The organism is Alloscardovia sp. HMSC034E08, assembly GCF_001813415.1.
In the GTDB taxonomy this organism is placed as follows: domain Bacteria; phylum Actinomycetota; class Actinomycetes; order Actinomycetales; family Bifidobacteriaceae; genus Alloscardovia; species Alloscardovia omnicolens.
Map to the genome: position 1 here is coordinate 169105 of NZ_KV812468.1, position 11209 is coordinate 180313.

Genomic DNA, 11209 nt, shown 5'->3' on the forward strand with positions numbered 1-11209 from the left:
GTGGGGTGGTCTTGATATCAAGACCACCCCACAGTTTTTCTCATTACCTTCTAGAAGAACATGTGTTCTTCACCAATAAATTTATTCGTTGCGCATACGGTAAACGTGTGCGTGTGGAAGGAATGGAAGAATAATCATGAGTGGTTCCTTGTTATGGCGTGTGCTGGCGGATACGCCAAGCTCGATTAAGCCGGATTACACGTATTTCCCGTTCATGAACCAGTTAATCAAGATCGCTGCAGGTATTAGCGGCGCCTCAATTTACGTGCTGGTCATTTTGGTGATTCTTGGCACGGTGGGTGTGATTATGGGTAAATTGGGTAGCTCGAACATGGCGCAGCGTATTGGTTGGGGCATGGTGATTATGGCTCTGATCGGTGCGGCAGTGGTGGCTTCTGCTGGTGGTTTGGTCGAATGGGCCACCCAGCAGCAGTTGATCTAACTGAAGCGTGTGGCGTACGCAACCCTTGTGTCAGACACTCGTGTGTGCGCCACTTTCTCTCTTTGTTGTTTGTGTGGTCGGTGTTGGACGGGGCTGGACGATGAATTTATTAACACTTGGTTTTGATTTTCTTAACCCTTTAGATTATGTGTCTAAATGGCTTCTTAATGCCGCGGTCAGTGCATGGAAAATAACCTGTGGTATGGCCTTGAACGCTGGCTCGTTAAGCCAGACACAGTGGGCGACCACGTTTATTGTGGTCAACAAGGTCGCCGGTATTATGGGTTTCGTCGCGGTCACGGTCGGTGCTGTTGGTATCGTGCAGGCAGCATTCAAAGGCTCCTTGGGTGATGTGGTCTCCACCGTTTTTCGCACCATTCTGGCATGGCCAATGACGGTCATTCTTATTACGGTTTCATGGCATGCGTTAGCCGTGGAAGGGTCGGTGACCTCCTCGATTCTCACGTTTGCTTTTGGTGATAAGAAAATCCCTAATATTGAGTTAGACCCGAAAATTCCTATTGATGCGGGTATCAATATTGGTGTTGTCGCTGTTATCGCCGTGTTGTTGCTTGTTGGTTCTTTGGTGATGCTGCTGGTCATGATCGCGCGCAGCTTCTTAATTATGCTGGCGATTGCTTTTGCGCCGGTGGTGATTATGACCAATTCCTGGTCTTCGTTGCGTCCGGCGTTAACGAAGTGGGGGGTCGTTCATGGCCGGTCTTGTGTTATTTAAACCCGTGGTAGCCATTATCATCTACATGACCGGCACAATGATTCAAGCTGCACCGTCGGGTGACATGATGAGCTACTACGTGGGTATTGTGGGCATGGTTTTAGCTTCTGTGTTGCCGTGGAAACTGGTGAGCGTGGTCTCGACCTTCCTTCCTGGAGCGATGGGATTGAACCAGGCTGCCAGCAGTGGTCAGGCAACCGTGTCTGGTGTGGCTGATACTGCTAAAACTGCTGCTGCTATCGGTGTGGGTGCGGCCACGGGTGGCGCGGGCATGGCCGGCGGATTCGGTGGTTTAACCGGATCGTTGGCTGATGATTTCGCGCCCGGCATGGTCGATAGTGGTGCCAGTACTGATGCAGATACCGCGGATAAAGACAGTAGCAACGATAGGGCGGATACGTCATCCAAGTCGAGTAGCCCGTCAACCGATAGTACCGCGACGGATAGTTCCTCGTCATCGTCTGCTGCGTCATCAGCATCTGGCCTGGTGGCTGGTGTCGGATCGTTTATGGGTAGCGCGTCGGGTGTGTTAGCTGCTGCTGCGTCGTCGGGTATGGCTCCGGCGGGTGCTGCGCAAGCCATGCAAGCAGGCTCTCGTGTCGCAGATGTTATTTCTCAAGCAAGCGCTGCGCATACCACCAGTGAGTACACCAACGATTACACGTCGGGTAGCGCAGAAGCGCCAACAGCTGCTGCAGCAGCCACACCAGTGACCACACCGGTTGGTGATCAGACAAGCTCACTAGTGACCACGGATACGCAGCAGGTCGATGTGAACGTGCATGTCGATAGTAGCGGTGACACGTCTGCCAGCGTCAACCAATAAAAGCCAGAAAATCTATGAGGAGCATATTATGGATGACAATTCTCGTCGGCAACGTTTCTCGGCCACGTTTAGCCCGATCTCGAACACGGGTGTGGTTTTATGGATGCAACTACACCAGATCTTAATTCTGGGTGGTCTGGTCACGTATTTCCTGATGGTGATCTTGTTTCACGCGCCCTTATTTACTGGTTTCCACATGATTTTGTTCGCGATCGGCTTGTTCGCTGCTGTCAGTTATAAAGGGCGCAGTTTGCTCCAGATTGTGGGTGTGTATGTTGGTTTTGGTTTGCGCAGCGCGACCGGACAAACCCGCTGGACACTCAGCCCACTGTCCGCGAACACGACCGTCGGTTATATTGATTTGCCCGGAGCGGCAGGTAAGCGTCTTAAACCGTTGGAAGTGGTCAATACACAGTTTGCTGGCGCGTGCTTCCTTTACGATAGAGAAACAGGGCACGCTACCGCGGTGTTGCGCTGCATGGGCAAACCCTTCGTGTTTACGAAACAGCAAACCCAGGATGATAGGGCAGCAGCGTTTAGTAGCCTGCTCGCGTCTTTGGCCGAGGTCGAAGATATCGTGAGGATCACGGTGCAAGCACGCAGCATGATTACACCCTTCACCATCGACGCAGCGCAAGAGGAAGCTGGGTTTGCGGTGCGTGAGCAGCGTGACATGATTGCCCAGCAGATGAAGACGCTGACCTCGCATGACATGATTATCACGCTGACGGTTAATCCTGAGCGTGCGCGTGGCATCGTCAAAAATTACGGTGGTGGTATTGCTGGTATTTCTGGTCTGCTTAAGGAGCGGTTAATTCCTTTGGTGACTAGGTTGGATAATGCTGGTATTGATACGTCCACGAATATTGTGTGGGAGAATCTGCCACAATTGCGTGGTTTGATGAAACTGATGACCAGCAGCGACACTGTCAGTGTGATCAATAGCAAACACGAGTTGGATGATACGGTGCCGGTCGCATCGAATTACAGGGAATATAACGATTACATGCATGTGGGCGACACGTATGCGCGCACCTTGTGGGTCGATAAGTGGCCAAGCGATCCGGCCAGTGTTGGGTTTTTGCATAGTTTGATTGCGTCGAAGACAACACAGATTATTTTTACGCAAACTTTCGCTCCGTTAGCAGAAAATAAAGCACGCAAGAGGCTGAACGAACGCAAGAACGAGATTGAGCGTATTACCCGGTTGAACAAGAACATGGGGCGCAATGATGATCCGCGCTTAACCCTGGAAAAGAACGAGGTCGATAAACGGTTAACCGAGTTGGCCGATAACAAGGCAGAAGTCGCGTTCCAAGGATTCGTCACTATCCTGGCGGCCACGAAAGATGATCTCGATGAGGCGACCAGGAATGTGATTGTGTCGAATAAGTATATGCATTTCGATCGTATGCACGGCCAACAGTACGTTGGGTGGATTGCAGCGCAACCTTTGGGTCAAGCCGGACGATAGGGGGATAGTGATGAATGGTGAGGATAAACCGTTATCTCAAGGCATGATACAAGCTGTGGCTGTGTTGCCCGAGTTATCCGCACGCGATCTGGCCATCCTGGACGTACTCGACCAGGACAAGGCACAGGCGGTGTTACCAAAAAGCATGCTTAAACGGTTGGCACGCAGCGCGAAGAAAACACTCACCCGGATGGACAAAACCCGCAGCATATCAAGCAAACGGAAGAAACCAACGGACACGAGTTTGCATAGTGATGATAAAGAGCTTTTGCTCGATCGTGGTGTCTTCTCCAGGTTCGGTATCGGCAGTGGGTTTATGACGCGTGCGAAGTCAACGCTGCCATGGCATTCGACCTCGATTTCGTCGGCGCGTGTGCTCAACCCGATTTTGACGCATGGGATGAGCAAGCTCGACGGGCCGGTCATTGGTGTGGACCAGATTAACGGTGTGCCGTTTCGCTATGATGCGTGGGCGCCCTATCGTGCCGGTTTGGTTACCTCAGTCAACGGTATGATTGCCGGTTTGATGGGTAGCGGCAAAAGTATGTGCATGAAAACCCTGGCTGTACGCGAAATCGGATACGGAAGAAACGTGATTATCGAGGGTGATCCGAAAGGGGAATGGGCGCGCGTAGCCGACGCTGTGGGTGGCCAAGTCATTAGCGTGGGCGCCGGCTCGTATCTCAATCCCCTCGATACCGGTGTTAAACCGGAGTCCTGGACTGATAAAGCCTGGCGTGAAGAATCCGTGTCTTTGCGTGTCAACGCGTTGCGTGGCCTGGCTGCAGCTATCCGCCCGGAAACACCCTTGTCCATGAGTGAGCAGGCAGCTATCGATACGATCGTGCGCAAACTGACCAACCGTTTCGCTCAGCCCACGATTACCGACATGGTCGCGTTCCTGGACTCTGATGATGCCCACGTGATGATTGTTAAAGGTTTAGATGAGATGGCGTTGGATGCCACGATTCGAAGTTTGTTGCTCATTTTTAACCGTTTGGTCGATGGAGCACTCAAAGGCTCGTTCGAGAAAGCATCCACGATTAGTATCGATCCGGCCAGCCCACTGATCGTGTTTAATACCGGTAGCGTCGATGATAATGACGATATTAAACGCGCCACCTACACGGCAGCTATGAGTGCAGCCATTGACCGTATCTGTTACACGAAAGACGGTATTTTCCGTTTGGTTATTGCGGAGGAAGGTTGGTGGCTTTTATCCAATCCTGAATTGGTGCAAGGCTGGGATAAACGTATGCGCCTATCTGGAGAGCTGGGTGTATCTAACTGGCTGCTGGTTCATGAGCTGGCGGATTTGGATGCTTTCGCGAATAAAGGCAGCGGTATCCGCCAAATGATTGAGTCTATCCTCACGAAGAGTGAGACCATGATTTTGTATCGCCAATCCACCAACTCGATTAGCACCCTACAACGGTTGATTCCCGATATTACCGAAGAAGAACTCTCCACGATCGATCAACTCGCCCAAGGAGTCGGGCTCTGGCGTGTGGGGTCGAGTCTGCGTCAAGCCGTTCACCCGATGATGAGTAAGCAAGCCTGGGATGTATTCAACACGTCTGCAGGACGAGCCGGATAACATTAAGGACACATTATGAGTAATGATTACACACCATTTCGTATTGGTATCGACACTGTCACCATGAACGAGGTGACCAAGGATGATAAACAACGCATTATCCGCTTCTACCAACGCTTGCACGCCACCTCGTGGGGTTTCCTGTTAAAGGAGCATACGGGGTTTGTGCGTATGCTGGCCGCACACAACGCCAGTTTCCTCACCTATAGTGGTCCAGGACTCATCGCGTGCTTATTGGGCTTGTTGTGGTTGTTGTTTGGCCATCCTGTGCTCTTCCTGGTCTTCATGCTTGCCGGACTAGCCGGTACGGTTGCTGGCACAGTGTTGTATTGGGCGTATTTTAAGAGTGAAGAACGCTACAGTGATGATCTGGATACGCGCAAAGAATTATTGAACCAGCATGACGCGATCGCGCATATTAGCGCACAATCCTTATCTGCTGCGGCCGAACATGCGTTACCGGAATTAAAAGAAAACGGATGGCCAGCCAATGAACCCATCCCGGCACGTTGGATGGGAGTAAGCATCGGCACCTGCCACGGGGTCAACGTGTGGGCCTCGAGCGAGCAACCCCTCTACGTGTTAGGGCCAGCACGCAGCGGTAAAACCACGAGCGTGGTTGTCCCGTTGATTATGGAAGCGCCCGCAGCGGTCGTGGCCACCTCGTCCAGACGCGATATTATCGACGCCACCTATGCGTACAAACAACACGGATGGGCCAGTATGAACCGGTATCAAAACACTCCCGCCAGCGTCAACCCGAACAAACCATTAACGGGACGACCAAGCCCATGTTTCCTCTTCGATCCACTCAACGTGGCCGGCAGTGATACACCCGGCCATGATCCGTTGCTACCGCCACGCTTAAACTGGGATCCCATCGCTTCATGTATTGATCCGGTCGTGGCGCGCGAATGCGCACAAACCATGGTCAACACGGTAGGAATCGGGGGAGAGAACACGTCCTGGGCGAACGCTGCTATCGACATCGTCCAAGGCCTCTTGTTGGCCGCAGCGTTAGACGGCAAAACCCTGGTAGACGTGTATCAATGGTCGTCCAACGCGCAAACCTGCCAAAACGCGGCCCGTATCCTGCGCGCTCACACGAATAATAGGACAGCTCAACTGTGGGCATCGAGTATCGAAGTACTCGTCAGCGAAGACGCGCGTATCTCCAACAGTAAAATGTTGGGCGTGACCGGCGCGTTCTCCTCACTAAGCCTGGAACAAGTACGCAGCGCAGTCAGTGTTGACCCGACACTGCCGGTGTTTGATATGGACCAGTTCGTTCAATCTACCATGACCGTATACGTGTTAGCACCGTTGCGTGCGTCTAACGGTGCCAGTGCCGCCGGTGCGGGCGTGTTCATGACAATGTTTCTTACCCAGGTGCGTGACGCAGCACGTCGTATCGCTCCCACCAGAATCGGCGGCCGCCTACAACCACCGTTAACGTTGGTACTCGATGAGATTGCGAACATTGAACCCTGGCAAGAACTACCCCAATTGTTTACCGCGGGAACCGGTGACGGGATCTGGCCATGCGCGTTCTTCCAGTCCAGGAAACAAGCCCAAGACGCTTATCATGATGCGGAAGGACAAATGTGGGAATCATCCAACAAAATCGTCATGGGCGGCCTGAGCATCGATAGCGAACTACGCGAAATTAGTCTGCTGACCGGGCAGCGCACGGTCACGCATACCGATGATTCGTATTCTGCCCAGGGCGACATGTTCTTTGGCGGCTCGTCGTCGACCAGGAGTCAAAACGTGGCCGTTCTCGAACCCGACGAGATCCGCCGTCTGCCGTACGGGCACGCCCTCAACCTACACACCAGTCACAAACCTGGATACATTCACCTGCTCCCGTTCTGGCAGCGCTCCTACACTAGAAACTAAGAGAAAGAACACGTATTAAGGGGACGAATGATGAAAAAGAAAATGATCGCATGGATGAAAAACCACAAAATCCTCTCCACCATCATCGCGATACTCATTGTCATTGCCACATGGATACTGTGCTTAGCCCTACCATACTTATTATCTGGCAATAGTAGTACTCCTGTGGCTGAGAAAACCGTACACACATCCAAGAAAAACACGAGCAACCCTGCTCCAGCCGTCAAAACTATCGATAGTTTGCACGCCTACGCGACTCATACCCAAGACGAATACAATAGTCTTGTCGAGAGTAAACCCTACGACGGGCTCAACAGCGTGTTTACCGACTATCTGCAGATTGGTCCGGCACGCGAGCAAACCGATGTCGTCAACGCAGACCGCACCCTCACACTACTCATCGAAGACGTGCTAGCCATGCAAGGACCGATTAGTGCAGCCGAGTATGACAATAAAGTCTCTGAGCTCGACCAAGCCTGGGATACGTATCAAAGTCAAGCATGGCAAGCCGCCACAATCGGTTTAGCCACCTATATTAGCGGCACGTACGTTAAAAACGGGGGATGGCTCAACTACATTCACGACAACGGATCCTATCCAAAAGCATGCAACCAGCTGTTTGAGCTGCATGGCAGCTTCAGCATGGACTTTCGAGGCGATCCCAAAAAACAATTCGAACACTACGCTGCCTACCATAGCCAGTATGAAAACCTACAAAACCAATGCTTTACCAACATGACGTACGAGCAGCAAGTCGCCGTCCAAGACCGCTAAACAAGGACCAGGAAGAAGCGTTATGGAATACGTCAGCCCACGAGACCAGGATCGAGCCACACAACCAGGTAGCGAAGAACACGTCGCACAGTTAAAACAAGCAGCCATGCCGTATGACTGGTATGCGACCAGTCAAATCAGTGTGGCCCAGGAACGTCAATGGCGCGTCATCAGGTTCACCGACTGGTTATGTCGTGTCAACCCGATGCTTGATGCAGCGTTACCGGCATGTTGGGCCAGTCACGCCTGGCCCATGCTGATCATGGATGCGCTATGGGTAGAATACTGTGACGCCTACCAGGATAAACAGCATAATCGGCATGATCCGGCCGACTGGATTAGTCAAGTAGCCGTGAGTTTGAGCCAGATTCAATCCTGGAGTCAATCAACCAACCATCACGGCGCCAACACATGCCCAGCCCCTGATAACGAGTACACAGCCACCAGAATAACGCGACGCAACGCAGAAGAAACACAAGGCTATTACCACGACCACATATACATATGGCCTGAAAACCACGTAGCCATGCAACCCATCACGGATAGGCTCATGACCAGCCTCACCATGGACAACGCCCAAAAATAGAACCATCCCCGTCACAACCATATAAAAAGGAGTGATGGGGATAGTTTTACCCACAGTTAGTTATCGCTGTCTTCTCTCAGCCATGTCATGCAGTCCGTTCCGGCTTCATGGATGGCGTGCGTGCGTTTCTCTGGTTGAAACACTCCGTTTGGGGACGTGGGTTTCAACCAGAGAATCACCAAAACATCGGTCAAGTATTCTCCCAGTGATTCCTTCAGAGCATTCGCTGTTGCAAGCGTCATGGTCTGTTCTGCTGGACGGTGAATGAAGAATAGAACCTAGTAACGTAATTGGTTACTTTTTGTTTTACCAACTGGTATTATTAAGCTATGATGTTAGAAGATGAAATCTACCCCAATGCTCCCATTGTGGACATGGTTGCAGAGATACGTTTTTCGCAATGCGAACCGTTGGACAAAATAAAGCTGCGTGGATTTACCACTGCGCTCGGCGAACGTCTCCCGCTGCTGACGGAAGAGACTGAGATGTCCGTGCAACTATCGAGTCCGGGTGGTCAGGTGGAGGTCCCAGTTACGAACGAGGAGACGTTCCCGCGCTGGTCCAGCAGGGACAAACGGACCGTACTGACGTTGCGGCAGAATATTCTCTCCTTGGAGACGACCGACTACCCGGGATACTTCAACGTGCGGGAATTGCTGGAGAAAGCAGTCACCGCCTTGAAACGGCTCATGGCGCCGAAGGGTGTCACCAGAATCGGCTTACGCTACATCGACGAGATCCGCGTGCCCTCTGACGGGGAAGATCCGCAACCTAGATGGGAGGATTGGGTCAACTTGTCACTCCTTGGACCGAAAACGGTCAGCGGTCACCACGGACTGACGCTGTTGGGCAATCAGGGTACTGCCGTGTTCGGCGGGGAGGGGGGAACGACACTCGTGCTGCGCTACGGAGCCCAAGACGAGTACGTCATCCCATCCACACCGCAGCTCCGCAGGCCCATGCCATCGCCCGGCCCCTTATTCAAACTGGACATGGACTCTTTCCAAACATACGACGACTACGTTCCACCATTCGAAGCAGGCGATATCCTCGAAACCGCGGATCTTCTGCATAAGCCAATCAAAAACGTATTCGAGGACCTGATAACAGAACGACTCAGAGAGGAGGTGCTACGCCATGAGTGAGCAGATCACAACCGGGCTCCTCGAGCGTGACGCAACCGAAGGACTGACTATGTCCGGGACGCTTTCCGAAACAGGGAGCGCGACATCCGATCTGACGAAAGAGATCGGATACAACCGTGACGTGGCTCGTGTCCTCAAATCAGATTTCGACGATCTCCACCACCAATCATTGAACGTTGACTGGCGAAAAAGGACAATGGAACGGGGTAAAACCGACGTTCCCGGCCTGCTCGAAGAGCTATCCGATTTGGGATTCGCATGGACCGCCATAGCGAAACTGATCGGCGTGAGTGCACCCGCCATCCACAAATGGCGGAGAGGAGGCCCCGCGACAGGAGCCAGTAGAGGCAAACTGGCGGGTCTGCTGGCGGCGTGCGACATCATCCACGGATCCATCGGCGTCGACGATGTCGCGTCCTGGTTCGAGATGCCGGTGTTGCCGCACGTCCCCGTCACACCCATCGACATGTATGCGGCGGATAGAACGGACTTGGTCTTCGACCTCGCCAAGGCAGCGGACGATCCCGAAGCGCTCATGGACCAGTTCGATCCCGAATGGCGCGAACGGTACCGCACCGATTTCACTCCGGTGAAGATGTCGGACGGCAACTGGTCCTTGCAGATGAAGGACTGAGCGATGCCCGGACAACTGGAATGCCCGATGAGCGGAACAAACATTGACGCGGATCTCTTGTACTATTCCCGCGGCGAAGACAACTCCTCCTACAGGCCCGTCCTGACGGGTGACGTGTATGAGAACCTTCTCCTTCCCGGCTCAACCGGGACGGAGAGGAACCGCACCGTCATCATTCTCCAGCACCCATGCTCGATGCGAATCAACGGAGTGGATTTCGTCTGGCACATACTCGCCGCGGAGGTGACCAAGCACAAGCCGCTGACGCCACAGGAATGGGTCGGCGGAAATTTCCGCCTCATGCCGTTGCCTGATCTATACCCGGAAGTCACTTCCGGAAAGCGGGATCAGGCAGCGAACTTCGTAAACCTGTACACGCTCACGCCAACCCAACTGGAATCAGCCACGCGAGTCGCGTCACTGTCCGAATTCGGCATCAACCTGCTCCTGCAACGATGGGTCCACTATTCCGCCAGAGTAATCGTCCCGACGTTCCAGTTCCAAGAGGCAACGGCAGGCTTCTGCATGGAGGCGGATCTCCTCGAAGAATGGTGCGAGGCCCTATCGGACGGTGACAGCCCACAGGCCATCCATGAAGCCGGAACGGAATGCATGACATGGCTGAGAGAAGACCGCGGCGGATATACCTACCAGGAGAAGCTGCAGGACGCCCAGACCCGCAGCGTCGTCCGCAGGGCAATGCGCAAGGAAATGAAGCAACGACTCCACGATTAACAGGTGTGAAAAGCGTAGGTATCAACTACCACCGGGATCGTCCCTGCAGTAGTTGATACCGGAGAATCACCAAATCAGTCGAGTATTTCGCCCGTGGTTTCGTCCACGTCGTATTCGGGTTCAGGGAACGGCTCCCAGTCGTCGTCCTCCCCGGACTCGTCCGTGCCGATGGCTTCGGTGGTGAACAGGGGTCCTTGCGCGAGGACGCGCGGGCCGATGTAGAGTCCGTTGCTGTCGATGATACTTTGCAGGTTGGTCTTGCGGTAGAGGCTGCGCCCGCGCAGCGTCTCGAACGAGTATCCCCGTCCTTTCATGTTGGTTTCGCGGATGAGCCGGACGCGCATTCCGTGTATCCGTTGCT

At 53.3% G+C, this 11209-nt stretch carries 12 protein-coding genes; 11 read left to right on the forward strand and 1 reads right to left on the reverse strand.

Going from position 1 to position 11209, the window contains the following annotated elements:
• Window positions 1–136: 136 nt before the first annotated feature.
• The 11 genes from HMPREF2909_RS02185 (at window position 137) to HMPREF2909_RS08775 (ending at window position 10848) form a co-directional block, all read left to right on the forward strand.
• Window positions 137–442: a hypothetical protein gene (locus HMPREF2909_RS02185; RefSeq protein ID WP_049217708.1), complete on the forward strand. Its 306-nt coding sequence runs from the start codon at window positions 137–139 to the stop codon at window positions 440–442.
• Between the two features lie 100 nt (window positions 443–542).
• Complete coding sequence (locus HMPREF2909_RS08765) at window positions 543–1178, forward strand: hypothetical protein (protein ID WP_084797207.1); 636 nt, start codon at window positions 543–545, stop codon at window positions 1176–1178.
• A 25-nt stretch (window positions 1179–1203) separates the two neighbouring features.
• Window positions 1204–2004, forward strand: a complete 801-nt coding sequence (locus tag HMPREF2909_RS08770; RefSeq protein WP_148130782.1) for a hypothetical protein — start codon at window positions 1204–1206, stop codon at window positions 2002–2004.
• Window positions 2005–2032: 28 nt separating this feature from the next.
• Window positions 2033–3478 (forward strand): SCO6880 family protein, encoded by a 1446-nt coding sequence (locus HMPREF2909_RS02195; protein WP_071415060.1) that lies wholly within the window; start codon window positions 2033–2035, stop codon window positions 3476–3478.
• A 10-nt stretch (window positions 3479–3488) separates the two neighbouring features.
• Complete coding sequence (locus HMPREF2909_RS02200; protein WP_071415061.1) at window positions 3489–5075, forward strand: ATP-binding protein; 1587 nt, start codon at window positions 3489–3491, stop codon at window positions 5073–5075.
• Between the two features lie 15 nt (window positions 5076–5090).
• Window positions 5091–6974, forward strand: a complete 1884-nt coding sequence (locus tag HMPREF2909_RS02205; protein WP_071415062.1) for a type IV secretory system conjugative DNA transfer family protein — start codon at window positions 5091–5093, stop codon at window positions 6972–6974.
• Between the two features lie 27 nt (window positions 6975–7001).
• Window positions 7002–7748, forward strand: coding sequence for a hypothetical protein (locus HMPREF2909_RS02210; RefSeq protein WP_071415063.1), 747 nt, complete (start codon window positions 7002–7004; stop codon window positions 7746–7748).
• A 22-nt stretch (window positions 7749–7770) separates the two neighbouring features.
• Window positions 7771–8334, forward strand: coding sequence for a hypothetical protein (locus HMPREF2909_RS02215; protein WP_071415064.1), 564 nt, complete (start codon window positions 7771–7773; stop codon window positions 8332–8334).
• Between the two features lie 329 nt (window positions 8335–8663).
• Entirely contained in the window at window positions 8664–9479 is an 816-nt protein-coding gene (locus HMPREF2909_RS02225) for a TIGR04255 family protein (protein WP_084797209.1), read from the forward strand.
• On the forward strand, window positions 9472–10113 hold the full coding sequence (locus HMPREF2909_RS02230) for a hypothetical protein (protein ID WP_071415067.1): 642 nt from the start codon (window positions 9472–9474) through the stop codon (window positions 10111–10113). The genes HMPREF2909_RS02225 and HMPREF2909_RS02230 overlap by 8 nt, the downstream gene beginning before the upstream one ends.
• Before the next feature lie 3 nt (window positions 10114–10116).
• Window positions 10117–10848, forward strand: a complete 732-nt coding sequence (locus HMPREF2909_RS08775; protein WP_084797210.1) for a hypothetical protein — start codon at window positions 10117–10119, stop codon at window positions 10846–10848.
• A gap of 74 nt (window positions 10849–10922) precedes the next feature.
• On the opposite strand, the gene HMPREF2909_RS02240 is transcribed toward HMPREF2909_RS08775, so the two are convergent.
• Entirely contained in the window at window positions 10923–11192 is a 270-nt protein-coding gene (locus HMPREF2909_RS02240) for a hypothetical protein (protein ID WP_071415068.1), read from the reverse strand.
• Window positions 11193–11209: the final 17 nt, after the last annotated feature.

Excerpts from the sequence above, each read along its gene's own strand:
- HMPREF2909_RS02185 (WP_049217708.1), top strand. The coding sequence starts at position 137 with ATGAGTGGTTCCTTGTTATGGCGTGTGCTGGCGGATACGCCAAGCTCG.
- HMPREF2909_RS08765 (WP_084797207.1), top strand. The coding sequence starts at position 543 with ATGAATTTATTAACACTTGGTTTTGATTTTCTTAACCCTTTAGATTAT.
- HMPREF2909_RS08770 (WP_148130782.1), top strand. The coding sequence starts at position 1,204 with ATGACCGGCACAATGATTCAAGCTGCACCGTCGGGTGACATGATGAGC.
- HMPREF2909_RS02195 (WP_071415060.1), top strand. The coding sequence starts at position 2,033 with ATGGATGACAATTCTCGTCGGCAACGTTTCTCGGCCACGTTTAGCCCG.
- HMPREF2909_RS02200 (WP_071415061.1), top strand. The coding sequence starts at position 3,489 with ATGAATGGTGAGGATAAACCGTTATCTCAAGGCATGATACAAGCTGTG.
- HMPREF2909_RS02205 (WP_071415062.1), top strand. The coding sequence starts at position 5,091 with ATGAGTAATGATTACACACCATTTCGTATTGGTATCGACACTGTCACC.
- HMPREF2909_RS02210 (WP_071415063.1), top strand. The coding sequence starts at position 7,002 with ATGATGAAAAAGAAAATGATCGCATGGATGAAAAACCACAAAATCCTC.
- HMPREF2909_RS02215 (WP_071415064.1), top strand. The coding sequence starts at position 7,771 with ATGGAATACGTCAGCCCACGAGACCAGGATCGAGCCACACAACCAGGT.
- HMPREF2909_RS02225 (WP_084797209.1), top strand. The coding sequence starts at position 8,664 with ATGATGTTAGAAGATGAAATCTACCCCAATGCTCCCATTGTGGACATG.
- HMPREF2909_RS02230 (WP_071415067.1), top strand. The coding sequence starts at position 9,472 with ATGAGTGAGCAGATCACAACCGGGCTCCTCGAGCGTGACGCAACCGAA.
- HMPREF2909_RS08775 (WP_084797210.1), top strand. The coding sequence starts at position 10,117 with ATGCCCGGACAACTGGAATGCCCGATGAGCGGAACAAACATTGACGCG.
- HMPREF2909_RS02240 (WP_071415068.1), bottom strand. The coding sequence starts at position 11,192 with ATGCGCGTCCGGCTCATCCGCGAAACCAACATGAAAGGACGGGGATAC.